A 25776-nucleotide genomic window follows, 5' to 3' on the forward strand; every position below is an offset into this window, starting at 1 on the left:
GATCCTGCCACGACAAGGCAGGCGACCGGCAATGTCAGTCGGGCGTGGGAGGATCGGTTGCGTGGCAGCAAAGGCAGAGAAGACGAGCGCAGCGACCGGCACCGCACCCGCACCCCAGGGGGGCGAGCGGCCCCGGTTGCTGCTGCTGGACGGGCATTCGCTGGCGTACCGGGCGTTCTACGCGCTGCCGGTGGAGAACTTCAACACGACCACCGGTCAGCCGACCAACGCGGTGTACGGCTTCGCCTCGATGCTGGCCAACACGCTCCGTGACGAGCAGCCGACGCATCTGGCGGTGGCTTTCGACGTCTCGCGGCGCACGTGGCGGCTGGAGGAGTTCCCCGAGTACAAGGCCACCCGGTCCGCCACACCGGACGAGTTCCGCAGCCAGGTCGAACTGCTCGGTGAGCTGCTGGACACGATGAACGTGCGGCGCTTCGCCATGGAGGGCTACGAGGCGGACGACGTGATCGCCACGCTCGCCACCCAGGCGGAGGCGCTGGGTTACGAGGTGCTGATCGTCACCGGCGACCGGGACTCCTTCCAACTGGTCTCGGACCACGTCACGGTCCTCTACCCGACCAAGGGCGTCTCGGAGCTGACGCGCTTCACCCCGGCGAAGGTCGAGGAGAAGTACGGGCTGACCCCGGCGCAGTACCCGGACTTCGCGGCGCTGCGCGGCGACCCGTCGGACAATCTGCCGGGCATCCCGGGTGTCGGCGAGAAGACCGCCGCCAAGTGGATCACCCAGTTCGGTTCGTTCGCGGAACTGGCGGAGCGCGCGGGCGAGGTGAAGGGCAAGGCCGGTGAGAACCTGCGCGCCCACCTGGAGTCGGTGAAGCTCAACCGGCGGCTGACCGAGCTGGTCCGGGACGTGGCTCTGCCCTGCGGCCCGGAGGAGCTGGAGCGCCGGCCGTACGACCGCGAGGGCCTCAACGTGGTGCTGGACGCCCTGGAGTTCCGCCACCCCAACTTCCGGGACCGGCTGTTCGCGGCCGACCCCGGCGCGCGCGAAGAGGAACAGGAGATCGCCGGCGGTGTCGCGGTGGACGGCCGGGTGCTGGGCACGGGCGAGCTGGACGGCTGGCTGACGGAGCACGGCGGCGAGTCCCTGGGCATCGCGACGGTCGACGCCTGGGCACTGGGCGCGGGCAGCGTCTCGGAGGTCGCTCTGGCGGCCGCCGGCGGGCAGGCCGCCTGGTTCGACCCGTCCGCCCTGGACGAGAAGGACGAGCGGGCGTTCGCGGCGTGGCTGGCCGACCCGCGGCGGCCGAAGGTGGTGCACGACGCGAAGGGCCTGATGCGGGTCTTCGCCGAGCACGGCTGGACCGTGGAGGGCATCACGATGTGCACGGCGCTGGCCGCGTACCTGGTCAAGCCCGGCCGTCGCTCGTTCGCGCTGGACACGCTCTCCGTGGAGTACCTGGGCCGTGAGCTGTCCCCGGCCGGCGGGGAGGACGGTCAGCTGGCGTTCGGCGCCGACGACGAGGCCGAGGCGGACGCGCTGATGGTGCAGGCGCGCGCTGTGCTCGACCTGGGCGAGGCGTTCGCGGGCCGGCTGGAGCAGGACGGCGCGTTGCGCCTGCTGAGCGAGGTCGAGCTGCCGACCTCCGCGCTGCTGGCGCGGATGGAGCGGGCGGGCATCGCCGCGGACCGCGAGCATCTGGAGCGCCTGGAGCAGCGGTTCGCCGGCGAGGTGCAGCTGGCGGTGAAGGAGGCGCACGCCGCGGTCGGTCACGAGTTCAATCTCGGCTCGCCCAAGCAGCTGCAGGAGGTGCTGTTCGGCGAGCTCGGCCTGCCCAAGACCAAGAAGACCAAGACGGGTTGGACCACCGACGCCGACGCCCTGGCCTGGCTGGCCGCGCAGACCGAGCACGAGCTGCCGGTCATCATGCTGCGCCACCGGGAACAGGCCAAGCTGCGCGTGACGGTGGAGGGCCTGATCAAGACGATCGCGCCGGACGGGCGGATCCACACCACGTTCAGCCAGACCGTGGCCGCGACCGGCCGGCTGTCGTCGACCGACCCCAATCTGCAGAACGTGCCGGTGCGCACGGACGAGGGCCGGGCGATCCGCCGCGGCTTCGTGGTGGGCGAGGGCTACGAGTCGCTGCTGACCGCCGACTACAGCCAGATCGAACTGCGCGTGATGGCCCACCTCTCGGAGGACGAGGGCCTGATCGCGGCGTTCGACTCGGGCGAGGATCTGCACACCACCGTCGGCTCCTATGTCTTCTCCGTGCCCGCGGAGCGGGTGGACGCCGAGATGCGGCGGAAGATCAAGGCGATGTCGTACGGGCTGGCGTACGGGCTGTCGGCGTTCGGCCTGTCGGGGCAGCTGGGCATCGAGGCGGCCGAGGCGCGCGGTCTGATGGACACGTACTTCGAGCGGTTCGGCGGGGTGCGGGACTATCTGCAGCGCGTGGTGGAGGAGGCCCGGGTGACGGGTTACACCGAGACGCTGATGGGCCGCCGCCGCTATCTGCCGGATCTGAACAGCGACAACCGGCAGCGCCGCGAGATGGCCGAGCGGATGGCGCTGAACGCGCCGATCCAGGGCTCGGCCGCCGACATCGTCAAGATCGCGATGCTCAAGGTGGCCGCGGCGCTGACCGCGGAAGGGCTGCGGTCCCGGATGCTGCTCCAGGTGCACGACGAAATCGTGCTGGAGGTGGCTCCTGGCGAGCGGGCCGCGGTGGAGGAGCTGGTGCGCCGCGAGATGGCCGCCGCCTATCCCCTGCGCGCCCCGCTGGATGTCTCGGTGGGCGTCGGCACGGACTGGGAGTCCGCGGCGCACTGAGCCGATCCGCCCCCGGTGCGGTGCGTCAGGCGCACCGCACCGGCGTAGGCCGTGGCGGCGAGCGCCAGTCCGGCGCCGGCGCCGAAGAGCCCGGACGGGATGATCCCGAAGGCGTCGCCGGTCGCCCCGTACCACTGCCCGGCGCGCAGGGCGGCCGCGGCGAGGGTGGTGGTCCCGATGGCGGCCAGGGCGATGCCGCGGGCCCTGCGGGAGAGCCGGGGCAGCCCGGGCGGCCGCGAGCGTCGGTTTTCGGCCTTGTCCGGGGCGCCCGTGGTCCGCGGACCCGGTGCCGGCACGGCGCGCAGCGCGCGGACCCCGTAGGCGGCCAGCACCACCAGCGCCACGGCGGAGCTGCCGTACTGCGCGTACTTGTGCAGCGGGGTGCCGTGCACCTCGTGGTCCAGGACCGGCAGCAGGCGGACGCCCCAGCGGTCGTGGTGGGTGAACGCGTCCCAGACGACGTGGGTCAGGGCCCCGGCCGCGGCCGAGGCCCAGAAGGCGGCGGCGGAACGGACCGTGAGCGGGCGGCGGTCACCGCATCCCGCGAGCACCGCGATCCGGTCCCGCGACCGCTCGGGCAGCAGTGCCACGACCGGCTCACGCAGCAGCACCCAGCCGCCGACGAGCCCGGCCGCGATGAGCGGATCCGCGGTGACCAGGCCCAGCGGCGCGTGGGTGAACGTGCCGTAGCCGTACACCCCGGAGATCAGTGAGTCGGCGAAGTAGGGGACGTCCGGGGCGAAGGAGCCCGCGACCAGCGCCGCGGCGACCAGCGGACCGCGCCCGCGCGGGGTGCCGAGGCGGTCCTGCCGCAGGCCGGGGAGCACCGCCAGGGCGTGGCTGATCGTGAACGGCATGCGACCTCTTTCCGAACATGTCTGTCAGATCAGTATGCGACGCTTTCGACGGTGGCTCCGTTCAGGAAGTTGCCGTAGGGTCACCAGGGTTGTCGCGCAGGGAGACGCACAACTCGGTTTCGGGAGGGGCAGCTCATATGGGAGCGCGGTACGGACGGCGAATCCGCAGGGGAGTCGCGGGCACTGCGGTGGCCGCTGCGGCCATGGCGGCGCTGACGGGCTCCCAGGCCTCGGCGGTCTTCCCGAATGTCCTCAACACCAGCTCGGGCGCTCCGATCACGCCGCCGCCCGGCGACCCCATCGACGGCGGCTCCCCGGACTACTACACCGCGCTCCCGCCGCTCAACACGCCCGCGCCCGGCACGTCCACGACGCCCGGTACCAGCACCGACGGGGGCACGGGCACCGTGGCCACCGGCGGCTCGGGCCTGCCGGCGACGGTCCTGGAGGCGTACCGCCGGGCGGAGGTGGCGCTCGCCGCCAGCGACCCGGGCTGCAACATGCGCTGGGAGCTGCTGGCCGCGATCGGCCAGGTGGAGTCCAACCAGGCGCGCGGCGGCAATGTGGACTCCGAGGGCACCACGATCTCCCCGATCCTCGGCCCGGTCCTCAACGGCGACGGCTTCGCGAACATCACCGACACCGACGACGGCATGTGGGACGGCGACAGCATCCACGACCGCGCGGTCGGCCCGATGCAGTTCATCCCGCAGACCTGGCAGACCTGGGGCGCCGACGGCAACGGCGACGGGGTGAGCAACCCGAACAACATATTCGACGCGGCGCTGGCCGCCGGCCGCTACCTGTGCGCGGGCAACCGCGACATGTCGGTGGAGAGCAACCTCCACCAGGCCATCCTCGGGTACAACCACTCCGAGGCGTATCTGAACACGGTGCTGGCCTGGTACGACCACTTCCGCAAGGGCGGTGTCATCTCCCTGCCGGACATCGGCAACGCGGGCAGCGACGCGCCGGTGACCGTGCCGTCCTCCCCGGCGCCGCACCACTCGCACTCCGCGTCCCCTTGGCCGTCGGCCTCGCCGAGCGCTGCCGACCCCGCCTCGCCGCGGCCCACCAAGTCGCCGCGGCCCACCGCGAGTCCCACCGGCACGATCGGCATCCCGACGCCCACGGGCGGCACCTCGCCGACCGGGCCGGCCTCGCCCACCGGCGATCCGACCACGAGCCCGACGACCACGCCGACGGATCCCACGTCGCCGACCTGCCCGACCGACTCGCCGTCGCCCACGGACACGTCGAGCCCCACGGGCAACGAGTCGCCGGACCCGTGCGCGACGAGCACGCCCACCGATTCGCCCTCCCCGTCCGCCTCGGAGACCGAGGGCGCGACCGCCTCCGGCACGATCGGCTGACCGGGCCGAACTGCCAGGCCGAGCGACCTGGCCGGTAGCGGCCGTCGGCCTCGTCCCGCGCCTCCTCCGGGCGCGCACGGAACACCTCCATCCCGCGGACAGCGCGTCAGGCGAAGAACCCCCGGCTCCGGCCGGTTCTTCGCCTGACGCGCTGTCTGCCGTGCGGCGCCGCGCTGCCGGCCCCGCACGGCCGGCGGCCCGCCGTCAGCGACCCGAAGGGGAGTCGTCCTCCCCGATGTGGTGCACCCGCACGAGGTTGGTGGAGCCCGGCACTCCGGGCGGCGAGCCGGCCGTGATGACCACGGTGTCGCCCTTCTGGCAGCGGCCGATCCGCAGCAGCTGCTCGTCCACCTGGTCGATCATCTCGTCGGTCGTCTGCACCATCGGCCCGATGAAGGTCTCCACGCCCCAGGTGAGGCTGAGCTGCGAACGGGTCGCGGGCTCGGGGGTGAAGGCCAGGACGGGGATCGGCGAGCGGTAGCGGGACAGCCGTCGGGCGGTGTCGCCGGACTGGGTGAACGCCACCAGGTACTTGGCGTCCAGGAAGTCGCCGATCTCGGCCGCGGCGCGGGCGACGGCGCCGCCCTGGGTGCGGGGCTTGTTCTGCTCGGTCAGCGGCGGCAGGCCGCCCGCGAGCATGTCCTCCTCGGCGGAGGCGACGATCCGGCTCATGGTCTTGACCGTCTCGACGGGGTGCTTGCCGACACTGGTCTCGCCGGACAGCATCACCGCGTCGGCGCCGTCCATGACCGCGTTGGCCACGTCGGAGGCCTCGGCGCGGGTGGGCCGGGAGGAGTCGATCATCGATTCCAGCATCTGGGTCGCCACGATCACCGGCTTGGCGTTGCGCCGGGCGAGCGTGACCGCGCGCTTCTGGACCAGGGGAACGGCTTCCAGCGGCATCTCGACGCCGAGGTCGCCGCGGGCGACCATGATCCCGTCGAAGGCGGCGACGATCTCCTCCAGGTTCTCCACCGCCTGCGGCTTCTCGATCTTGGCGATGACGGGGACCCGACGGTCCTCCTCGCGCATGATCCGCAGCACTTCCTCGGCGTCCCGGCCGCTGCGCACGAAGGAGAGCGCGATGATGTCGACCCCGGTGCGCAGCGCCCAGCGCAGGTCGGTCACGTCCTTCTCGGACAGGGCCGGCACGGACACAGCGACGCCGGGCAGGTTCAGCCCCTTGTGGTCGGAGATCAGGCCGCCCTCGATGCACATGGTGCGCACGCGGGGGCCGTCGACCTCCGTGACCTCCAGGGTGACCCGGCCGTCGTCGACGAGGATCCGCTCACCGCGCGTGACGTCGGCGGCGAGACCCGCGTACGTCGTGCCGCAGATCAGCCGGTCTCCCTGGACCTCCTCGGTGGTGATCGTGAACTCGTCACCACGTTCAAGGAGTACGGGCCCTTCGGCGAAACGTCCCAGCCGGATCTTCGGGCCTTGAAGGTCCGCGAGGATCCCGACGCTGCGGCCGTTCTCGTCGGAGGCCTTGCGCACGCGCTGGTACCGCTCTTCGTGATCGGCAAGGCAGCCATGGCTCATGTTCAAGCGGGCGACGTCCATCCCGGCCTCGACCAGAGCCTTGATCTGGTCGTAGCCGTCGGTGGCGGGCCCGAGGGTGCAGACGATTTTTGCTCGGCGCATGGAGCGAGCCTATGACTTACTTCACAGTAGAGAGCTCGCGGAAGGCGACTGTCCCACGTCGCCGTGATTAACGCTTGCCGACAAGCGATGAACAGATATGCACGACATTCACGGCGATATTCATACAAACATGACAATTAAGGGCAGTAGCCCCGCCCCTCGGCCGTCCGCCACCCCGCGGCCGGGTCTCCCCGGCTAGGCCGACAGATCCGGGGCGGTCATGGTGAAGTGCGCCGCGACCTGGGCGTACACGCTCTGCCGCTCCGGCTCCATGTCGAGGGCCTGGGCCATGTCCTCCGCGCCGCCCGGCGCACCGGCGAAGGCGGCGGCCCGCATCGCCGGGCGGCCCTGGTAGGGCAACGTCTGCTGCATGCCCTCGTCGGCCAGTTCGACCAGGGCCAGCAGCCGCGCGCCGAGCGCCTCGGCGTACTCACGAGCGCGCTGCACGGCGTCGCGCACGGCCAGCTGCCGGGCCGCGCGGTAGGCCGGGGAATCCGGGCGCAGGGACCACCAGGGGCCGTCGACGCGGGTGAGGTCCAGATCGGCCAGCCGGGTGGTGAGTTCGCCCAGGGCGGTGAAGTCGGTGAGGGTGGCGCCGATGCGAACGCTGCCGTGATGGGCCCGGATCCGCTCCCCCCGGCGGCGCTCGCGCAGCTCCGGGGTGATCACGAAGGCGCCGGTCTCCAGCTTCTCGACCGCCTCGCCGTAGCCCTTGACCAGCTCCAGCACCTGGGCGTTGCGCCGGCTGAGGTCGTCCAGGGTGCCGCGGCGGTCGGTGCCGCGGGCGCTGACGGTGACGGCGATCCTGGCCAGTTCGGGCTCGACCTCGAGGGTCGCCTCGCCCCTGACGCCCACGTGCGGGACCTCCGGGGTCGGGTACGTCCTGGCCGCTTCGTTCGTCATGCGTCCCACTGTCCCAGGGCAGGACGTCGCTGACGAGTCATCTGATCGCAACGTGGCGGGGGTGTTGCGGGTGGTACGGGCTGGGCCAGAATCTACGCGCGTCACCGCAAAGAATCGCCCATCACTTCGTCAATCAACGGGAGCCGACGCATGCCGCTCAACCGCAGGGACTTCCTCAACCGCTCCGCCGCCACCGGGGCGGGCATCGCGCTGACCGGCGCGGCCGGCGTGCTGGCCACGGCGGCTCCCGCCCAGGCCAAGAGCCACAAGCCGGAGGAGCCCGAGCGCTACTCGTTCAGTGTCCTCGGCACCACGGACCTGCACGGCAACGTCTTCAACTGGGACTACTTCACCGACGCCGAGTTCGACGACAAGCCGCACAACGACGTCGGCCTCGCCAAGATCTCCACGCTGGTCAAGCAGCAGCGGGCCGCCAAGGGCCGTCGCAACGTCCTGCTGATCGACGCGGGCGACACCATCCAGGGCACCCAGCTCTCGTACTACTACGCCCGGGTCGACCCGATCACCGCCAAGCACGGCCCCAAGCACCCGATGGCCCAGGCCATGAACGCCATGGACTACGACGCGGCGGCGCTGGGCAACCACGAGTTCAACTACGGCATCCCGCTGCTGCGCGAGTTCGAGGACCAGTGCAAGTTCCCGCTGCTGGGCGCCAACGCCCTGGACGCCAAGACCGGGCAGCCCGCGTTCGCGCCGTACTCCCTGCACCGGATGCGGGTGCAGGGCGCGCCGGACGTGACGGTGGCCGTCCTGGGTCTGACCAACCCGGGCATCGCGATCTGGGACAAGGGCAACGTCCAGGGCAAGATGACCTTCCCGGGCCTGGAGGAGCAGGCGGCCAAGTACGTGCCGCGGCTGCGCGCGATGGGCGCCGACGTGGTGATCGTCTCGGCGCACAGCGGCACTTCGGGCACCTCTTCCTGGGGTGACCAGCTGCCGTACGTGGAGAACGCGGCGGCGCTGGTGGCCGAGCAGGTGCCGGGCATCGACGCGATCCTCGTGGGCCACGCGCACAACGAGATCCCCGAGTACGTGGTGGCCAACAAGCAGACCGGCCAGGGCGTGGTGCTGTCCGAGCCGTCGAAGTGGGGCCAGCGGCTGACCGTCTTCGACTTCGAGATGGAGATGGTCGACGGCGCCTGGGAGGTCGTCACGGTCGGCGCGTCCGTGCTGAACTCCAACACGGTCGAGGAGGACCCGGAGATCGTCGGGCTGCTGCGCGACGAGCACGCGAAGGTCGTCGAGTACGTCAACCAGGTCATCGGCGACTCCGCCGCCGCGATGTCGGCCACCGAGTCCCCGTACAAGGACACCCCGATCATCGACTTCATCAACCACGTGCAGGCCGAGACGGTCAAGGCCGCGCTGGTGGGCACCGAGTACGCCGCGCTGCCGGTGCTGTCGCAGGCCGCGTGCTTCTCCCGCACGGCCGCGATCCCGGCGGGCCGGGTCACCCTGCGCGACGTGGCCGGCCTGTACGTGTTCGAGAACACGCTGGAGGCCCGCGTCCTGACCGGGGCCCAGATCAAGGCGTACCTGGAGTTCTCCGCGAACTACTTCGTGCAGACCCCGGCCGGCGCGCCGGTCGACGTGTCGAAGCTGACCAACGCCGGCAACACCCCGGACTACAACTACGACGTGGTCAGCGGGGTCAGCTACGAGATCGACATCGCCAGGCCGGCCGGCTCGCGCGTGACCAAGGTGTCCTTCCAGGGCGCGCCGATCGACGACTCCGCGCGTTTTGTGTTCGCCGTGAACAACTACCGCGCCAACGGCGGAGGCAACTTCCCCGGTGTCGCGACCGCGCCGCAGGTGTGGGCGAACTCCGAGGAGATCCGGAACACGATCATCAACTACGTCGAGGCGACCGGCACCATCGACCCGGCGCAGTTCGGCGACGGGGACTGGAAGCTGACCCGCGACGGCGTGCCGGTGTTCTGATCCGTCAGACCGGCGGGTGGGCCGGCCGGGCTTCCCCGGCCGGCACGTGCTCCAGCAGCACCCGGCGCAGCTCGCGGGCGGCGCGCGGCGGCTCGGCGTCCTTGCGGTGGGCGAGGGCGACGGTGCGCTGCAGCCCCGGCTCCGTGAAGGGCGTCGTCCGCAGCCGCGGGCGGCGCCCGGCGACCATGCTGGGTACGACGGCGTGGCCGAGCCCCGCCTCGACGAAGCCGAGGACGGCGTCCATCTCGCCGCCCTCGATCGCGAAGCGGGGCTCGAAGCCGGCCGCCCGGCACGCGCCGACGGTCAGTTCCCGCAGGTCGTAGCCGCGGCGGAACATCACCAGGGGCTGGTCGCGCAGATCGGCCACCTGGACCCTGGGCCCCGGCCAGGGCGGCGGGGTGTCGGCCGCGGTGACCACGACCAGGTCCTCGTGGAGCAGCGGGGTGGCGTCCAGCGCCGGGTCGTGGCTCTGCAGGGGCAGCACGATCAGCGCCAGGTCCAGGCTGCCGGAGGCCAGTTCCCTGACCAGGTCACGGGAGCCGCCCTCCTCCACGACCAGCCGGATGCCCGGGTAGCGGGTGTGGAAATCGCGCAGCACGTCGGGCAGCAGGCCGGTGCACAGGCTCGGTGTGGCCCCGAGGCGCACCCGCCCGCGGCGCAGCTGCACCAGTTCCTGCACCTCCTGCGTGGCGGCCTCGGTGTCCGCGACGATGCGCCGGGCGATCGGCAGCAGCGCCTCCCCCGCGTCGGTGAGCGCGATGTTGCCCCGGGCGCGGCTGAACAGCTCCGCGCCGAGTTCCCGCTCCAGCCCCTTGATCTGCTGCGACAGCGAGGGCTGGGCGACGTGGACACGCTCGGCGGCCCGGGTGAAGTGCCGGGTGTCGGCGACGGCGAGGAAGTACACGAGTTGCTGCAGCTGCACGCTGCCCACGGTAATCGACGGTGATCAACGATAGGACAGGCCTATCGAAACGAGCCCGAACCGGTCTTGGACCTTTCAATGCGGTGGGATCTAGCGTCAGCCGCATGGCTTTGGCGACAAGAGCGGTGCGACCGTCCGCGGTGCGGGCGCTGTGGGGCTCGACCGTGGGCAAGAAGGCGGTCATGGCCGCGACCGGCGTGATCATGCTGCTCTTCCTGGTCGCGCACATGGTGGGCAATCTGAAGATCTTCTTCGGCCCCACCGAGTTCAACGGGTACGCGGCGTGGCTGCGCACCATCGGCGAGCCCGCGCTGCACAACGGCTGGTACCTGTACATCCAGCGGACGGGCCTGGTGGCCGCGGTCGTCCTGCACGGTGTGGCCGCCTACCAGCTCAGCCGGCGCGACATCAAGGCGCGCCCGGCGAAGTACGCGCACACCCGGCGGCAGGCGAGCTACGCGACGCGGACGATGCGCTGGGGCGGGGTGATCCTCGGCCTGTTCATCGTGTGGCACATCCTCGACCTGACGACGCTGACGGTGAACCCGCGCGGCCAGGCGGAGCACCCCTACGAGAACGTGGTGGCCGACTTCCGGCTGTGGTGGGTGAACGTCGTCTACATCGTGGCGATGCTCGCCCTCGGCCTGCACATCAGGCACGGCTTCTGGAGCGCGGCGCAGACCCTCGGGGCGGTCACCAAGCGCAGCGACCGGGCCCTGAAGGCCACCGCGAACGTGCTGGCGCTGGCGCTGACCGCGGGATTCGTCGTCGTGCCCGTCGCCGTGATGACCGGATTGGTGGACTGACCATGCAGTATCGCGAGGGCGAACCGATCGCCGACACCAAGGCGCCCGCCGCGCCCATCGAGGAGCGCTGGAGCCGCCGCAAGTTCGAGGCGAAGCTGGTCAACCCGGCCAACCGCCGCAAGCACAAGGTGATCGTCGTCGGCACCGGCCTTGCGGGCGGCTCCGCCGGGGCGACGCTGGCCGAACAGGGCTACCACGTCGTGCAGTTCTGTTACCAGGACTCCCCGCGCCGGGCGCACTCGATCGCCGCCCAGGGCGGCATCAACGCGGCGAAGAACTACCGCAACGACGGCGACAGTGTGCACCGCCTGTTCTACGACACCGTCAAGGGCGGCGACTTCCGGGCCCGCGAGTCCAATGTGCACCGCCTGGCCGAGGTGTCGCTGCAGATCATCGACCAGTGCGTGGCCCAGGGCGTGCCCTTCGCCCGCGAGTACGGCGGTCTGCTGGACACCCGCTCCTTCGGCGGCGTCCAGGTCTCCCGCACCTTCTACGCCCGCGGCCAGACGGGCCAGCAACTGCTGCTCGGCGCCTACCAGGCGCTGTCCCGGCAGATCGACGCGGGCAATGTGGAGCTGCACGCCCGCACCGAGATGCTGGACCTGATCGTGGTGGACGGCCGGGCCCGCGGCATCGTGGCCCGCGACCTGGTCAGCGGCGAGATCTCGGTACACCTGGGCGACGCCGTGGTGCTGGCCAGCGGCGGCTACGGCAACGTCTTCTACCTGTCGACCAACGCCAAGGGCTCCAACGCGACCGCCATCTGGCGGGCGCACCGCCGGGGCGCGTACTTCGCCAACCCCTGCTTCACGCAGATCCACCCGACCTGCATCCCGCGCTCGGGCGACCACCAGTCGAAGCTGACGCTGATGAGCGAGTCGCTGCGCAACGACGGCCGCATCTGGGTGCCCAAGGCCAAGGGCGACGACCGCCCGCCGCACGAGATCCCCGAGGACGAACGGGACTACTACCTGGAGCGGATCTACCCCTCCTTCGGCAACCTGGTGCCCCGCGACATCGCCTCCCGCGCCGCCAAGAACGTCTGCGACGAGGGCCGCGGCGTCGGCCCCGGCGGCCAGGGCGTCTACCTGGACTTCGCCGACGCGATCGCCCGCATGGGGCGCGCCGAGGTGGAGGAGAAGTACGGCAACCTCTTCGAGATGTACGAGCGGATCACCGCCGAGGACCCGTACACCCGGCCCATGCGGATCTACCCCGCCGTGCACTACACGATGGGCGGCCTGTGGGTGGATTACGACCTGCAGACCACGGTCCCCGGCCTGTTCGCGATCGGCGAGGCCAACTTCTCCGACCACGGCGCCAACCGGCTCGGGGCGAGCGCCCTGATGCAAGGCCTGGCCGACGGCTACTTCGTGCTGCCGGCCACGATCAACGACTACCTGGCGCGCGGCCCCCACGAGGCGGTCGCCGCCGACCACCCGGCGGTCACCGAGGCCGTCGCGGACGTCGAGGACCGGCTGAACCTGCTGCTGGCCGTGGACGGCGACCGCACGCCCGACTCCTTCCACCGCGAGCTCGGCGAGCTGATGTGGGACGAGTGCGGCATGGCCCGCACCGAGAGCGGCCTGCGCAAGGCGCTGGAGCGCATCCCCGCGCTGCGCGAGGAGTTCTGGCGGCGCATCAAGGTGCCCGGCAGCGGCGAGGAGTTCAACCAGTCCCTGGAGAAGGCCAACCGGGTCGCGGACTTCCTGGAGCTGGCCGAGCTGATGTGCCTGGACGCGCTGCACCGCGCCGAGTCCTGCGGCGGCCACTTCCGCGAGGAGAGCCAGACCCCAGACGGCGAGGCGCTGCGCGACGACGGGAACTTCTCGTACGCCGCCGCCTGGGAGCACCCCGGCGACGGCGGCACACCGGTGCTCCACAAGGAGGCGCTCACCTTCGACCACGTACACCCCACCCAGCGGAGCTACGCGTGAACCTCACCCTGCGCATCTGGCGCCAGCGGTCCTCGCAGGAGGACGGCGCCATGGTCACCTACCGCGTCGAGGACATCAGTCCCGACATGTCGTTCCTGGAGATGCTCGACGTCCTCAACGAGCAGCTGATCCTCGCGGGCGACGAGCCCGTCGCCTTCGACCACGACTGCCGCGAGGGCATCTGCGGCGCCTGCGGCATGGTCATCAACGGGCAGGCGCACGGCCCGGAGCGGACCACCACCTGCCAGCTGCACATGCGGCACTTCCAGGACGGCGACACCGTCGACGTCGAGCCGTGGCGGGCCGCCGCCTTCCCGGTGGTCAAGGACCTGGTCGTGGACCGTTCGGCCTTCGACCGGGTGATCCAGGCCGGCGGGTACATCTCGGTGCCGACCGGCAGCGCGCCCGAGGCGCACGCGACGGCCGTCCCCAAGGAGGCCGCCGACTTCGCCTTCGAGCACGCCGAGTGCATCGGCTGCGGGGCCTGCGTGGCGGCCTGCCCCAACGGCTCGGCGATGCTGTTCACGTCCGCCAAGGTCAACCACCTCAATGTGCTGCCGCAGGGCGCGCCGGAGCGGGAGACCCGGGTGCTGAACATGGTCTCCGCCATGGACGACCAGGGCTTCGGCGGCTGCACCAACACCGGCGAGTGCGCCACCGCGTGCCCCAAGGGCATCCCGCTGCCGTCGATCGCCGCTATGAACCGCGAATACCTGCGGGCCGTGCGGAAGGGATCTCGCTGACCGGGGCCGTGGCCGACGTCAGGCCGTAGGTCGTGAAGGCCGTGCGGGCGGGGAGCGGATAGGGCTCCTTGCCCGTCACGGAGTTGAGGATGACCGCCGAACGCCACGCGGCCAGGCCCAGGTCGGGGGCGCCGACACCGTGGGAGTGGCGGTCGGCGTTCTGCACGTACACCGATCCGCCCACCGCCGGGTCCAGCACGATCCGGTGCTGCTCGTCGATCCGGGGCCGGCCCGCCCCGTCGTGGCGGATGTACGCGTCCAGGGCCGCCAGCAGCGTGTCGGTGGACCGCTCGCGGTAGCCGGTGGCGAGGACCACGGCGTTGGTGACCATCCGGGTGCGGGTGCCCTGCTCCTGGTGCTCCAGGTGGAGTTCGACGGCGCCCATGCCCATCCGCCCGGCGGTACGCACGGTGACGCCGGGGGTGAGGACGGCGTCCGGCCAGCCGCCGCCGAGGGAGCGGCGGTACAGCTCGTCGTGGATGGCGGCGAGGGTGCCGTGGTCGACGGCCCGGTGCAGCTGCCACTGCCGGGGCAGCAGCGCGTCGCGCACCGGCTCGGCCAGGCCGTGGAAGAAGCTCGCGTAGTCGGGGGTGAACTGCTCCAGGCCGAGCTTGCTGTACTCCATCGGCGCGAAGGCGGGGCTGCGGGCGATCCATGTCAGCCGCTCGCCCCCGGCGGGACGGGCGCGCAGCAGGTCGAGGAAGACCTCGGCACCGGACTGACCGGCCCCGACGACGGTGACATGGCCCGCGGCCAGCAGCCGGTCGCGGTGCGCCAGATAGTCCGCGGAGTGCACGACCGGCACCACCGGCGCCTCGGCGAGCGGGCGCAGCGCTTCGGGTACGTACGGCTCGGAGCCGATGCCGAGGACGAGGTTGCGCGCGTGGCTGCGCCCCTGGGAGACGGCCTGCCCGTCGGCGTCGAACCGGGTGTCACCGACCTCGAACAGGCCCCGGCCCGGGTTCCAGCGGACGGAGTCGACCCGACGGCCGAAGTGTGTGCTGGTCAGCGACTCGGCGACCCAGCGGCAGTAGGCGTCGTACTCGGCGCGGTGCACGTGGAAGCGCTCGGCGAAGTAGAACGGGAACAGCCGCTCGCGGGCCTTGAGCCAGTTCAGGAAGCTCCAGCGGCTGGTGGGGTCGGCGAGGCTCACCAGGTCGGCCAGGAAAGGCACTTGGAGGGTGGAGCCCTCGATCAGCAGCCCGGGGTGCCAGCGGAAGGCGCGCTCCCGGTCGTAGAAGGCGGCGCTGAGGTAGGGGACGCCGTCGGCGAGGGCGGCCAGGGAGAGGTTGAACGGCCCGATGCCGATCCCGAGCAGGTCGTAGGGCTGCTCCCGGTACGGGTCGGTCTCCACGGTGTCTTCAGTCACGGTCATCGGACGTGCTGCCTTCCTGGTGGGTCGCGCACACGAGCGCGAGAAGTGCCTCGAGGGCGCCGGCGGCGGGCGCCGGGTTGAGGAGGGTCGCCTTGAGCCACAGCCGTCCGCCGGCGCGGGCCCGGCCGAGCACGGCCCGGCCGTCGAGCATCAGCCGGCGGCGGATCGCGGCGACGGCCTCGTCGTCGGCCCCGGTGGGGCGCAGCAGCACCGTGCTGATCGCGGGGCGGGCGTACAGGGTGAGATCCGGGTGGCGCTCCACCAGTTCGGCGAGGTCGCGGGCCTGGTCGCAGACGGCGTCCACGAGCCGGCCCAGGCCCTGCCGGCCGAGGGCGCGCAGGGTCACGGCGATCTTCAGCACGTCCGGGCGCCGCGTGGTGCGCAGCGAGCGGCCGAGCAGGTCGGGGAAGCCGGCCTCGGTGTCGTCGGCGGCGTTGAGGTAGTCCGCCTGGTGCCCCAGCGGGCGCAGCAGTTCCGCCGCGCGCACGGCGAGCACGCCCGCGGCGACCGGCTGCCAGCCGAGCTTGTGCAGGTCCAGGGTCACGGTGTCGGCCTCCGCCAGGCCGGCCAGCCCCGGCGCCTCCCGCTCGCTGAACAGCAGGGGCCCGCCGTAGGCCGCGTCCACGTGCAGAGCGGCCCCGTACTCCCGCGCGGCACGGGCGAGTCCGGGCAGCGGGTCGACGGCCCCGGTGTCGGTGGTCCCGGCCGTGGCGACGAGCAGGGCCGGGCCCGGGACGGCGGCGAGCGCGGTACGCGCCCGTGCGGGGTCGAGCACCCCGGCGGGCGTGTCGAGGACGACCGGCTCCGGCAGCCCGAGCAGCCATGCGGCGCGGGGCACGCTGTGGTGGGCGTTGGCCCCGGTCACGATCCGCACGCCCGGGCTGCGTTCGCGGGCGAGCAGCAGCGCGAGCTGGTTGGACTCGGTGCCGCCGGTGGTGATCAGCGCGTCGGGCGCGGCGGCCGCCGGGTGGACCAGCCGCGCCAGCGCCGTCGTCACCGCCGCCTCCAGCGCGGTCGCGGCCGGGGCCTGGTCCCAGGAGTCCAGCGACGGGTTCAGCGCGCTCGCGGCCAGGTCGGCCGCGGCGGCCACCGCCAGCGGCGGGCAGTGCAGATGCGCCGCGCACAGCGGCTCCGCCGGGTCGGCCGCGCCCTCGGCGGTCAGCCGCACCAGCGTCCGCAGTGCCTCCTCCGCGCCGGTCCCGTGCTCCGGCAGCACCTCTCCCAGGGCCTCCGCGACCCGCGCGGCCACTGCCTCCGGCCCGCCCGCGGGGAGGGGTCCCGCACGCCGTGCGGCACCCTCCGCGAGCGCGTCGAGCACCACCCCCAGCAACGGTCGCAACCGGCCCGGCCCTCCCCTGCCGCCGGCGAGCTGAGGTGACACGTCCTGGCACCCTCCGAGAACACAGCGATCACCGCCGCGCGACACATCCGCGCGGTCCGGACTGCGTAACGACGCCGCTCCCGCGGGGATGCTGCCCCGTCTTCGAAGTCCCCCTCATCGGCCCCGCGGTCACCGCGCGCGGGGCGCGGGGCGAGGGCACGTCAGGCGCGCCCTCGCCCCCGGAGTGAGCCGTCACGCGCCCCGCACGCGCAGGGCGCGGGCCAGGTCGTCGAGCTGGTCGACGAGCTTGCGCCGCAGGGCGGGGGTGGGAGCGGGGTCGGCGGAACCGAGGCAGGCCTCGCCGAGTTCGAGGACGGCGGGGTCGACGACGGGGACGGGGAAGGCCCAGCGGCCGACGGCGTCGGCCAGCGCGGGTCCCCGGCGGGCGGCCAGGGCGACGGCGGCCGGGTGGTAGCGCGGCACGTAGTCGCCGAGGAGGCCGAGCTGCTCGGGCTGCCAGAAGCCCTGCGCGGTCGCGTTGAACAGGTAGTTGGAGAGCGTGTCGTCCTCGAACATCGAGGCCCACGCCTCCCGCTTGGCCTCCGGGTCGGGAAGCGCGGCCCGGCAGCGCGCGGCGCCCTCCCGTCCGGTGGCGCTGGGGTCGCGGGCGAGTTCGGCGTCGATGTCGGCGCGGTCGGCGGCGCCGAGGACGCTGAGCCGGGTCAGGATCTGCCAGCGCAGCTCGGGGTCGAGCGGCGGCCCGTCCGGCAGGGTCCCGGTGGTGAGCCAGCCGCGCAGCTCGGCGGGTTCGGTGACGGCGGTGATGAGTTCGCGGGCGGCGGCAAGCCGCATGCCCGGGTCCTCGTGGCGCAGCAGGTCGCGGGCGAGGGCCTCCAGCGTCGCCAGGGCCGCGGGCCGCTGCCCGGCGGGCAGGTAGCGGTCGGCGATCTGGCCGCGGGCGAAGCCGAGCACGCCCTGCACCACGGCCACGTCGGTCTCGTGCGGCAGATGGGCGCGGGCCACGTCCAGGTAGGCGGCCGGCGGCAGTTCGCCGTCGCGCACCAGGTCGCGGGCGGCGTTCCACACCAGGGCCCGCGCCAGGGGGTCGGGCAGGCCGCTCAGTGCCCCGACGAGCGTGTCCCAGGACCGGGCGTCGAAGCGGATCTTGGCGTACGTCAGGTCCTGGTCGTTGAGCAGTACCAGGTCCGGGCGGGGGCCGGGCCGTGTCGCGGTGGCCTCGGCGCCTGCGGGGACGTCGGTCTCGAAGCGTTCGCGCAGCACGAGCCGCGCCGGGTCGGCGGGGTCGCGGTCGTACGCGGCGACGGCGATGCGGTGCGGGCGCTCGCCCGCCCGGACCACCTCGGGCCGCCAGCCGCCGTCCTCCTCGGCCGGGACCGGGGTGAGGGTGTCCACGCCGGTGGTCCGCAGCCAGCGGTCGGCCCAGGCGTGCACGTCCCGGTCGGTGGCGGAGGCGAGGGAGTCGATGAAGTCGGCGAGGGCGGCGTTGCCGAAGCGGTGCCGGGCGAAGTGCTCGTTGATGCCGGCGAGGAAGTCCTTGCGGCCGAGCCACGTCACGAGCTGGCGCAGGGCGGAGGCGCCCTTGGCGTAGGAGATGCCGTCGAAGTTGAGCAGCGCCGAAGCGGTGTCGGGGACGGCCTCGGGATCGGGGGCGACGGGGTGCGTGGAGGGGCGCTGGTCGGCGTCGTAGCCCCAGCCCTTGCGGGCGACGGCGAAGTCGGTCCAGGTGCCGGTGAAGCGGGTGGCCTCGGAGAGCACCTGGTAGCCCATGTACTCGGCGAAGGACTCGTTCAGCCAGATGTCGTCCCACCAGCGCAGCGTGACGAGGTCGCCGAACCACATGTGCGCCATCTCGTGGGCGACCACCATGCCGCGGGTCTGCCGCTCGGCGTCGGTGACGGCGGACCGGAAGACCATCTCGTCGCGGAAGGTGACCAGACCCGGATTCTCCATCGCGCCGGCGTTGAACTCCGGGACGAAGGCCTGGTCGTAGGAGTCGAACGGGTAGGGCTCCGCGAACAGTTCGTGGTAGCGGTCGAAGCAGCGCCGGGTGATGTCGAAGAGCTCCTCGACGTCGGCGTCGAGGTGGGGGGCGAGGGACCGCCGGCAGTGCAGGCCGAAGGGCAGGCCGGCGTGCTCGGTGCGCACCGAGTGCCAGGGGCCGGCGGCGACCGCCAGCAGGTAGGTGCTGATGCGCGGGGTCGGCGCGATCCGCCAGTGGCCCTCGGCCTCGCCGGTGCGCTCGGCGACGCCGTTGCCGAGGACGGTCCAGGCGGGCGGGGCGGTGACCGTGACCTCGAAGACGGCCTTGAGGTCGGGCTGGTCGAAGGCGGCGGCGACGCGCTGGACGTCGTCCAGGAAGAGCTGGGTGTACAGGTATGTCTCGCCGTCCGCCGGGTCGGTGAAGCGGTGCATGCCCTCCCCGGTGCGCGAGTAGCGCATCTCGGCCTCGATCCGCAGCTCGTGCGGGCCCGCCGTGAGCCCGGCGAGGGGCAGCCGGTTGTCCTCCAGGGCGGCCGGGTCGAGCGCGCGGCCGTCGAGCACCGCGCTGTGCAGGGCGGCGGGCTTGAGCTCGACGAAGGTGTCGCCGTCGGCGAGGGCGGTGAACCGGATGGCGGTGGTGGAGCCGAACACGTCGTCGCCACGGGTCAGGTCCAGGTCGACGGCGTAGGTGTGGACGTCGAGGAGCCGGGCGCGGGTCTCGGCCTCGGCACGGGTGAGAGCAGGCATGCCGCCATGCTGCCTCATCGGCCGCGGGCCCCGCACGAAAGTTCGCCGCCCGCGCAGACGGCCGCCGTACGGGGCGTCAGGAGGAGCGGACGGCGGTGGCGTCGACGATCAGGCTGACACCGCGGCCGTGGGTGCAGGAGATCAGGCGCAGGGAGGGCGCTCCGGCGCCGGTGGACGAGCCCTCTGCGGGGCGGGGGTGCCCCGGGACGCGGACGATCCGGGTGACCGCGAAGCGGGCGCGGCCGCCGTCGCGGCGGGTGACCACGACCGTGTCGGCGGGGCGCAGGTCGCCGAGGTCGTGGAAGACACCGCGGCCGCCTCCGACGTCGTGGTGGCCGACCAGCACGGCGGTGCCGGACTCGCCGGGCGCGGCGCTGCGGTCGTACCAGCCGGCCCAGCGGCGGGCCTGCTCCGGGGCCGGGGTCTGCGGGCTGCCGTCGTCGTCGAGCCCGAGGTCCAGGACACGGGCGTGGACCCGGGCACGGGCTATGTCGACGCGTACGGGGGTGCGGCCCGCCGGGTCGGCGGCGCGGGCGGAGGTGGTGCCGTGCACGACGGCGTTCGCGCGGCCCGCGCCGGTGCGCCCGACGGCCCAGAGGGTCACCGCGGTGGCCGCGACGAGCAGGGCGACGGCGAGCACGTTGACCCGGCGGTGGGAGGTCGTCAGGGGCCCCACGGGCTCACCGCGGGTGGAGCGCGTAGCGCACGCCGCACACGCCCAGGGCCAGCAGTCCCGCGAACACCGCCACGAGCGGACCGCACGTGAGTGTCGCGCCGCACACGACGGCGGCGAACCCGGCGGCGAGGGCGGCGGGTATCAGGGGCAGGTCATGCATGGCGTCGGGGTCCTTCGCGGCTGGCGGCTACGGCGACGATCCCCAGGGTACGGAGTACGGGGCGTGCCGCGCGTCCCCCGGTCGTCCCTGTCCGTATCCACCGAAAGTATGGTCCCGGCGCCGGGCCTTGCGCCTCAGGTATGACGGCGGGCAGGCTCGCCGGATGATCGCCACGTTGCAGCTCACCGTGATCGACTGTCCCGACGCGAGGGCGCTGGGCACCTTCTACCAGGGGATCCTCGGCGGGGCCCTGGACGGCTCCGACCCTTCCTGGGTGACCCTGACGGCGCCGGGCGGCACGCGCTTCGCGTTCCAGGAAGTGCTCTTCCACCGGCCGCCGCAGTGGCCGGACCCGGCGCACCCGCAGCAGTTCCACCTCGACTTCGAGGTGCCCACCCGCGCGGACGTGGAACGGGCCCAGCAGGAGGTGATCGCGCTCGGCGCGACCTTCCTGCACGACAGCGGGGGCGAACGCAGCGGCTTCCGCGTCTTCGCCGACCCCGCCGGGCACCCCTTCTGCCTCTGCTACGGGCAGCTCCCCCCGCCCCCGGCCCCCGCCGCGGGCTGACCCGACGCGACGCCGCCCGGGACGGGGCCCGGCGGTCCCGCCTTGTGGCGGCTACCGACCGTGGCGACCACGGCCGCGCCCGGGGCACGCCGTCGCGGCGTCTCCCGGGCGCCGAGATCTCCACAACGCCGACGCCGTCCGGGACGGGCCCCGGCGGATCGCCTCCGCCGGCTCCCCGACGGTCCCGCCTTGTGGGGCTGCCGACCGTGGCGACCACGGTCGCGCCCAGGGGCATGCCGCCGCAGTGTCCCCCGGGCGCCGGGGATCGCGCCGGGCGCGGCCCTCTGGATCTGCGGCGGACAACTGCCCGCCGTCCCGCGCCGCGGGCTGACCCGAGATCCCACGCCCGGACGCCGGGGGGGGGCTCGCATCCGCACGCGCCGTGCCCGAAAAGGCAGGTGGCCGTTGGGTGGCGGGCTGGCGCCCAGGCATGGATGCCCCTTCGGGGCCGACGGCGATGGTCATGCCCCATGAAGTGCGCCGAGGCGGGAGCGCGCGCCGACCCGCCGGTCGAGGACGTCCCCCTTGGGCCGGTTCCCCGTCGACAGCCGGGGGCGCGGGGGCAACCCGAGGGCGACGACGCGTTCCGTCAACGGCCGCTCCCGGCCCTTCGGCAGGGGTGGCGGCAGCGCACGCGGACGACGCACCGCGTCCGTCTGCCGCCCCGCCCCGCCCGGCACCTGCGCCCCGGTCGTGCCGGCCGGGTTCGGCGGCGGAACCGGCGTGGCCGGGGCGGCCGGGGGCCGGCACGATCCGCCCGCAGCATCGCCGGGGCCCGTGCCGGCCGGCACGAAGCCGCCGGGCTCCCGGACGGTGTGGGCCCGCGCCACGGAAAAAGCCACCAGCCAGATGTCGGTGGTCACTTGTACGGTGTCCATACGTCGGCGCCATGCCCTGTCGGCCGAGCAGCGCCATCGGCCGGGACCGCTCGGGGTGGAGGCACCTCTCGGCGGCGGGGCCCGCGTGCGGCGAGGACGCGTCCGGCCGGTCGGCCGGGGGTGAACGGATTCGGCCGAGGGGGACGGCATGGTGGCGGGGCCGCACGCGTACGAGCCGGTGGAGGACGATCCGCGGGACCCGGAGGCGGTGCGCCGGGTGACGTATGTGCTCTTCCTGCCGGACGGGCGCTGCGCGGTCCCCGCGGAGGGCCGCGGCGGCGGGGGCCTGAGGCTGCCGTCGGGCCGGGTGCTGCCGGGCGAGGACTGGGTGCTCGACACCTCCGAGCGGGTGCCGCTGATGACCGCCGGCTTCCTGCGGCAGCGGGTGCACCCCTTCGCCTACGACGGTCTGGAGCTGCGGCTGTACGCGTGGCTGGACGGCGACCGCTACCGCGGCCGGCGGCCGCACACCCGGGTCGAGCTGTTCGCCGGCACCCCGGAGGAGGTGGCCGCGCGGCTGGCGGACCGCACCGAGCGGCGGGCGGTGCTGGACGCGGCGCGCTCGTTTCGCGAACAGGACGACACCTCGTGGTTCGCGGACAACCTGCGGCTGATTCAGCCCGCCTATCTGCGGGCCTCGACCGCCGAGGGCGGCTCCGGCTTCGGCGGCGGCCCGCGGGAGTGGCGTGCGCGCCGGTCGATGATCGTGGACGCGCTGCACCGGGACGGCACCTTCCTCGACATCGGCTGCGCCAACGGCCTGCTGATGGAATCGGTGCGGACCTGGGCCGCAGAGCGCGGCCGGGCGATCGAGCCGTACGGGGTGGACATCGCACCGGGGCTGGTGGAGCTGGCCCGGCGGCGGCTGCCGCAGTGGGCGGACCGGATAGCCGTCGGCAACGCGCTGGACTGGCGGCCGGCCGGCGGCCGGCGCTTCACCTTTGTGCACGTCCTCGCGGACTGCGTGCCGCCGGCGAGGCTCGGCGGCCTGCTGCGCCGGCTGCTCGCCGAGCTGGTGGAGCCGGGCGGCCGGCTGCTGGTGAGCGCCTACCAGCCGGCCGGCGGAGAGGCGCCGGGCGCGGCGGAGCGGCTGGCGGCGCTGGGAGTGCCGGCGGCCGGTGCGGCGTGCGGTACGGGACCGGATCGCACGGCGACAACGGCGTGGGTGGACGCGTAGGCTCGTAAGGTCGCACCGCTTGGGGGAGGCGCCGTGGGCGAGCCGTCGTCCAGCCCGATCGAGCACGGCTTTCCGCACCTGGAGAAGGTGCGGTCGGCCCTGACCGCGCTCTACCGCAGGCTGTCGTACGACACCGTGAGCCGCTTCGCGGCGAGCGTCCGCCCCGAGGCGGTGGAGTTCCCGCCGGACGAGGACCTGCACCTGGGCGCGCAGCGCGTGGCCCAGGTCATCGTGCAGCACTTCCGGCTGCCCGAGGCCCGGATGGTGGTGAGCTTCCGCGACATGACGCACGCCGGCAACGTGGAACTGGCCGCCGGTCCCGAGTACTTCGTGGAGCTGCACGACCGCTTCCGCGAGGACCGGCGCGACGTGGGCGCGGCGCTGGCGCACGAGGTCATGCACGTGTATCTGCACCGGCTCGGCCTGGAGTTCCCCGGGACGCGGGACAACGAGATCCTCACGGACACCGCGACGGCCTACCTCGGCGCGGGCTGGCTGCTGCTGGACTCCTACCGCGAGGAACCGGCGCTGCTCGGCGACCGGGTGACGATGACCGCGTCGAAGCTGGGCTATCTCACCCCGGAGGAGTTCGGGTACGTCCTGGCCAAACGGGCGCTGGCGTTCGGCGACGACATCGAGCCATGGCTGACCGGCCCGCGGGCCCGCGACGCCTACCGGGACGGCCTCGGGCTGGCCCGGGACGACCTGCGGCACGCGCCGCTGCTGGGCTGCGGCTGGGCCAACCGCCGGCGCTACGCCCACGACCGCCGCCGCGGCGCCGCGCACCCGGTGGCGGGCTACGCCTTCGAGGGGGAGGCGCCGATGCGGGTGTCCTTCCCCTGCCCCACCTGCCACCAGCGCATCCGGGTCCCGGTGCGCGGCCGGGTGAAGGCACGGTGCGGGCTGTGCCGCACCGTGCTGGAGTGCGACACCTGAGCCGGTGCCCGGCGCGGCGCGGCGCGGCGTGCCGGTCAGGCGCGGGCCGGTGCCGTCTCGCGCAGGAAGTTCAGCAGCGCGGTGTCGACCTCCGCCGACCGCTCCTGCTGTGTCCAGTGGCACGCCGGCCCGGAGGCCCCGGACCCGGCACCGCTCAGGGGGTGACGATGGCGAAGTCCCGGTCCAGGCCGTCGAGCAGGCCGACGAGGGTGGCCACCACCTTCAGGTCGCCCTCGTGCTCGATGCCGTCGAAGCGTCCGCCGGCCAGCAGGCGTTGCAGCTCGGGACGGGTGAGGGTGAGGGTCAGGTCGGCGTGCCGGCTGGGGCGGCCGTCCTGGGTGGAGTAGTGGGTGAGCGCCCCGTTGGAGAGGGTGAGGTGCCAGGTGCGGTGCTCGTCGGTGAGCCGCCAGTCGATGGTGAGGTGGGTGTCCCAGGCCCGGGGGCCGTTGACGCGGATGGCGAGTGAGTCGATCAGCTGATCGACCGTCAGGGCGGCGGTCAATTCGGGGCCGGCCGTGGCCGTCGGGGTGGGGCTGATGCCGTCGCGCAGTTCCTTGGCGCCCATCAGGTAGAAGTTCCGCCAGGGACCGTTCTCACAGCCGTGGCCCAACCGGACATAGACGGCGGCCAGTTCGCTGCGGGCCGTGGAATGCCCGGGGTCGGCGAAGACGGCGTGGTTGAGCAGGGTCGCGGCGAAGCGCAGGTCGCCGGCGTCGGCGTACTTCCCCGCCTTGGCCACGGTGGCGTCGACGCCGCCGAGGCAGTCGACGTAGCGGCGGGCCTCCTCGGCCGGCGGATGCTCCCACAGGTGGGCGGGGTTGCCGTCGAACCAGCCCATGTAGCGCTGGTAGACCGCCTTCACATTGTGGCTGAGGGAGCCGTAGTAGCCGCGGTTGGCGTGGAAGCGCTCCAGGGCGGGCGGCAGCCGCAGTTCCTCGGCGATCTCGCTGCCGGTGAGGCCCTGGTTGAGCAGCCGCAGCGTCTGGTCGTGGAGGTAGGCGTACAGGTCGCGCTGGTGGGCGAGCAGCCGGTGGATGTTCTCCCGCCCCCAGGTGGGCCAGTGGTGGGAGGCGATGACGACGTCGACGGAGTTGCCGAAGAGCACCAGCGACTCGTTGAGGTACTGGGCCCACTGGCGGGCGTCGCGGACCTGGGCGCCGCGCAGGGTCAGGATGTTGTGCATGGTGTGGGTGGCGTTCTCGGCCATGCACAGCACGCGCTTGCCCGGGAGCACGAAGTTCATCTCGGCCGGCGCCTCGGTGCCCGGGGTGAGCTGGAAGATGATGCGGACGCCGTCGAGGGTCTCGTCCTGGCCGGTGCGGGTGACTCCGACGGTCGGCCGGATCAGGGCGATGGCGCCGGTGGAGACGGTCTGGCCGAGCCCGCAACCGATCTGGCCCGCGGGGCCCTTGGGCAGTTCCGAGCCGTACATGTAGACGGCGCGGCGGTTCATCGCGGTGCCGGCGTAGACGTTCTCGCTCGCGGCGTGCTCCAGGAAGCCGGCCGGGGCGAGGACCGGGACCGGGTCGTGGCCGTACGGGAGGACGCCGCGCGCGCCGCCGAAGTGGTCGACATGGCAGTGGGTGTAGATCAGCGCGGTGACCGGGCGGTCGCCCCGGTGCTCGCGGTAGAGCGCCAGGGCGGCGGCCGCGGCCTCGGTGGAGTGCAGCGGGTCGATGACCACGACCCCGCGGTCGCCCTCGACGAGCGTCATGTTCGACAGGTCCAGGCCGCGGACCTGGTAGACCCCCTCGACGACCTCGAACAGGCCCTGTTTCGCCGCGAGCCGGCTCTGCCGCCACAGCCCCGGATGGGCGGTGTCGGGGCAGGGGCCCTGCAGAAAGGAGTAGGCGTCGACGTCCCAGACCACCCGGCCGTCGTCGGCGGTGACACGGCCGGGCGACAGGGCGCCGAGGAAGCCGCGGTCGGCGTCGGCGAAGTCCGTCGTGTCCTCGTGGTCGGGGGGCGCGAGAGCGGTCATGGGAACACG

Annotated in this window: 20 protein-coding genes; 9 read left to right on the top strand and 11 right to left on the bottom strand. The window is 73.1% G+C overall.

The window, feature by feature from the left end:
• Positions 1–61 precede the first annotated feature (61 nt).
• A complete protein-coding gene (polA, locus tag ACFWVC_RS15735) occupies positions 62–2800 on the top strand; it encodes a DNA polymerase I (RefSeq protein WP_384284857.1) in 2739 nt (912 codons plus the stop codon).
• Here the strand turns inward: polA and ACFWVC_RS15740 are convergent.
• Entirely contained in the window at positions 2731–3657 is a 927-nt protein-coding gene (locus ACFWVC_RS15740; RefSeq protein ID WP_384284859.1) for a DUF4184 family protein, read from the bottom strand. The two genes, polA and ACFWVC_RS15740, sit on opposite strands and share 70 nt — an antisense overlap.
• Before the next feature lie 203 nt (positions 3658–3860).
• Between ACFWVC_RS15740 and ACFWVC_RS15745 the strand changes: the two genes are divergently transcribed.
• Positions 3861–5030 carry a hypothetical protein gene (locus ACFWVC_RS15745; protein ID WP_384284861.1) on the top strand — a complete coding sequence of 390 codons (1170 nt, stop codon included), beginning with the start codon at positions 3861–3863 and terminating at the stop codon, positions 5028–5030.
• Between the two features lie 204 nt (positions 5031–5234).
• Here the strand turns inward: ACFWVC_RS15745 and pyk are convergent, their stop codons facing one another.
• A complete protein-coding gene (gene pyk, locus ACFWVC_RS15750) occupies positions 5235–6674 on the bottom strand; it encodes a pyruvate kinase (protein WP_384284863.1) in 1440 nt (479 codons plus the stop codon).
• A 195-nt stretch (positions 6675–6869) separates the two neighbouring features.
• The gene (locus ACFWVC_RS15755; RefSeq protein WP_384284865.1) at positions 6870–7577 is read right to left on the bottom strand and encodes an SIMPL domain-containing protein; all 708 of its coding nucleotides are present in this window, start codon (positions 7575–7577) and stop codon (positions 6870–6872) included.
• A 150-nt stretch (positions 7578–7727) separates the two neighbouring features.
• On the opposite strand from ACFWVC_RS15755, the gene ACFWVC_RS15760 reads away from it, so the two are divergent.
• Positions 7728–9539, top strand: coding sequence for a bifunctional metallophosphatase/5'-nucleotidase (locus ACFWVC_RS15760; protein ID WP_384284867.1), 1812 nt, complete (start codon positions 7728–7730; stop codon positions 9537–9539).
• A gap of 4 nt (positions 9540–9543) precedes the next feature.
• On the opposite strand, the gene ACFWVC_RS15765 is transcribed toward ACFWVC_RS15760, so the two are convergent.
• Complete coding sequence (locus tag ACFWVC_RS15765) at positions 9544–10461, bottom strand: LysR family transcriptional regulator (RefSeq protein ID WP_384284869.1); 918 nt, start codon at positions 10459–10461, stop codon at positions 9544–9546.
• A 104-nt stretch (positions 10462–10565) separates the two neighbouring features.
• Here ACFWVC_RS15765 and ACFWVC_RS15770 point away from each other — a divergent pair, with 104 nt between their 5' ends.
• The 3 genes from ACFWVC_RS15770 to ACFWVC_RS15780 are packed head-to-tail and all read left to right on the top strand — an operon-like array spanning position 10566 to position 13947.
• A complete protein-coding gene (locus ACFWVC_RS15770; protein ID WP_384284870.1) occupies positions 10566–11267 on the top strand; it encodes a succinate dehydrogenase cytochrome b subunit in 702 nt (233 codons plus the stop codon).
• Positions 11268–11269: 2 nt separating this feature from the next.
• Positions 11270–13204: a fumarate reductase/succinate dehydrogenase flavoprotein subunit gene (locus ACFWVC_RS15775; protein WP_384284872.1), complete on the top strand. Its 1935-nt coding sequence runs from the start codon at positions 11270–11272 to the stop codon at positions 13202–13204.
• Complete coding sequence (locus tag ACFWVC_RS15780) at positions 13201–13947, top strand: succinate dehydrogenase/fumarate reductase iron-sulfur subunit (protein ID WP_384284874.1); 747 nt, start codon at positions 13201–13203, stop codon at positions 13945–13947. Before ACFWVC_RS15775 ends, ACFWVC_RS15780 begins: the two co-directional genes overlap by 4 nt.
• On the opposite strand, the gene ACFWVC_RS15785 is transcribed toward ACFWVC_RS15780, so the two are convergent.
• From ACFWVC_RS15785 to ACFWVC_RS15805, 5 genes are all read right to left on the bottom strand, one after another.
• Positions 13901–15322 carry a lysine N(6)-hydroxylase/L-ornithine N(5)-oxygenase family protein gene (locus ACFWVC_RS15785; RefSeq protein ID WP_384284875.1) on the bottom strand — a complete coding sequence of 474 codons (1422 nt, stop codon included), beginning with the start codon at positions 15320–15322 and terminating at the stop codon, positions 13901–13903. The two genes, ACFWVC_RS15780 and ACFWVC_RS15785, sit on opposite strands and share 47 nt — an antisense overlap.
• The gene (locus tag ACFWVC_RS15790; protein WP_384284877.1) at positions 15309–16703 is read right to left on the bottom strand and encodes a pyridoxal phosphate-dependent decarboxylase family protein; all 1395 of its coding nucleotides are present in this window, start codon (positions 16701–16703) and stop codon (positions 15309–15311) included. The genes ACFWVC_RS15785 and ACFWVC_RS15790 overlap by 14 nt, the downstream gene beginning before the upstream one ends.
• A 192-nt stretch (positions 16704–16895) precedes the next feature.
• A complete protein-coding gene (gene pepN, locus ACFWVC_RS15795) occupies positions 16896–19391 on the bottom strand; it encodes an aminopeptidase N (protein WP_384284879.1) in 2496 nt (831 codons plus the stop codon).
• A gap of 76 nt (positions 19392–19467) precedes the next feature.
• Positions 19468–20067 (bottom strand): sortase domain-bontaining protein, encoded by a 600-nt coding sequence (locus tag ACFWVC_RS15800; RefSeq protein ID WP_384284881.1) that lies wholly within the window; start codon positions 20065–20067, stop codon positions 19468–19470.
• Positions 20068–20071: 4 nt separating this feature from the next.
• Complete coding sequence (locus ACFWVC_RS15805) at positions 20072–20227, bottom strand: hypothetical protein (protein ID WP_384284883.1); 156 nt, start codon at positions 20225–20227, stop codon at positions 20072–20074.
• 163 nt (positions 20228–20390) lie between these two features.
• Here ACFWVC_RS15805 and ACFWVC_RS15810 point away from each other — a divergent pair, with 163 nt between their 5' ends.
• A complete protein-coding gene (locus ACFWVC_RS15810) occupies positions 20391–20795 on the top strand; it encodes a VOC family protein (RefSeq protein ID WP_384284885.1) in 405 nt (134 codons plus the stop codon).
• 461 nt (positions 20796–21256) lie between these two features.
• On the opposite strand, the gene ACFWVC_RS15815 is transcribed toward ACFWVC_RS15810, so the two are convergent.
• Positions 21257–21673 carry a hypothetical protein gene (locus ACFWVC_RS15815; RefSeq protein WP_384284887.1) on the bottom strand — a complete coding sequence of 139 codons (417 nt, stop codon included), beginning with the start codon at positions 21671–21673 and terminating at the stop codon, positions 21257–21259.
• A 148-nt stretch (positions 21674–21821) separates the two neighbouring features.
• On the opposite strand from ACFWVC_RS15815, the gene ACFWVC_RS15820 reads away from it, so the two are divergent.
• Both ACFWVC_RS15820 and ACFWVC_RS15825 read left to right on the top strand, forming a co-directional pair.
• Entirely contained in the window at positions 21822–22850 is a 1029-nt protein-coding gene (locus tag ACFWVC_RS15820) for a class I SAM-dependent methyltransferase (RefSeq protein WP_384284889.1), read from the top strand.
• Between the two features lie 33 nt (positions 22851–22883).
• Positions 22884–23786 (top strand): hypothetical protein, encoded by a 903-nt coding sequence (locus tag ACFWVC_RS15825; protein WP_384284891.1) that lies wholly within the window; start codon positions 22884–22886, stop codon positions 23784–23786.
• 154 nt (positions 23787–23940) lie between these two features.
• Here the strand turns inward: ACFWVC_RS15825 and ACFWVC_RS15830 are convergent, their stop codons facing one another.
• A complete protein-coding gene (locus ACFWVC_RS15830; RefSeq protein WP_384284893.1) occupies positions 23941–25767 on the bottom strand; it encodes an alkyl/aryl-sulfatase in 1827 nt (608 codons plus the stop codon).
• Positions 25768–25776 lie beyond the last annotated feature (9 nt).

Source organism: Streptomyces sp. NPDC058691, from assembly GCF_042714775.1.
Taxonomy (GTDB): Bacteria; Actinomycetota; Actinomycetes; order Streptomycetales; family Streptomycetaceae; genus Actinacidiphila.

Excerpts from the sequence above, each read along its gene's own strand:
- ACFWVC_RS15770 (WP_384284870.1), top strand. The coding sequence starts at position 10,566 with ATGGCTTTGGCGACAAGAGCGGTGCGACCGTCCGCGGTGCGGGCGCTG.
- pyk (WP_384284863.1), bottom strand. The coding sequence starts at position 6,674 with ATGCGCCGAGCAAAAATCGTCTGCACCCTCGGGCCCGCCACCGACGGC.
- ACFWVC_RS15760 (WP_384284867.1), top strand. The coding sequence starts at position 7,728 with ATGCCGCTCAACCGCAGGGACTTCCTCAACCGCTCCGCCGCCACCGGG.
- ACFWVC_RS15740 (WP_384284859.1), bottom strand. The coding sequence starts at position 3,657 with ATGCCGTTCACGATCAGCCACGCCCTGGCGGTGCTCCCCGGCCTGCGG.
- ACFWVC_RS15755 (WP_384284865.1), bottom strand. The coding sequence starts at position 7,577 with ATGACGAACGAAGCGGCCAGGACGTACCCGACCCCGGAGGTCCCGCAC.
- ACFWVC_RS15810 (WP_384284885.1), top strand. The coding sequence starts at position 20,391 with ATGATCGCCACGTTGCAGCTCACCGTGATCGACTGTCCCGACGCGAGG.
- ACFWVC_RS15745 (WP_384284861.1), top strand. The coding sequence starts at position 3,861 with ATGGCGGCGCTGACGGGCTCCCAGGCCTCGGCGGTCTTCCCGAATGTC.
- pepN (WP_384284879.1), bottom strand. The coding sequence starts at position 19,391 with ATGCCTGCTCTCACCCGTGCCGAGGCCGAGACCCGCGCCCGGCTCCTC.
- ACFWVC_RS15775 (WP_384284872.1), top strand. The coding sequence starts at position 11,270 with ATGCAGTATCGCGAGGGCGAACCGATCGCCGACACCAAGGCGCCCGCC.
- ACFWVC_RS15820 (WP_384284889.1), top strand. The coding sequence starts at position 21,822 with ATGGTGGCGGGGCCGCACGCGTACGAGCCGGTGGAGGACGATCCGCGG.
- ACFWVC_RS15785 (WP_384284875.1), bottom strand. The coding sequence starts at position 15,322 with ATGACCGTGACTGAAGACACCGTGGAGACCGACCCGTACCGGGAGCAG.
- ACFWVC_RS15830 (WP_384284893.1), bottom strand. The coding sequence starts at position 25,767 with ATGACCGCTCTCGCGCCCCCCGACCACGAGGACACGACGGACTTCGCC.
- ACFWVC_RS15815 (WP_384284887.1), bottom strand. The coding sequence starts at position 21,673 with ATGGACACCGTACAAGTGACCACCGACATCTGGCTGGTGGCTTTTTCC.
- ACFWVC_RS15805 (WP_384284883.1), bottom strand. The coding sequence starts at position 20,227 with ATGCATGACCTGCCCCTGATACCCGCCGCCCTCGCCGCCGGGTTCGCC.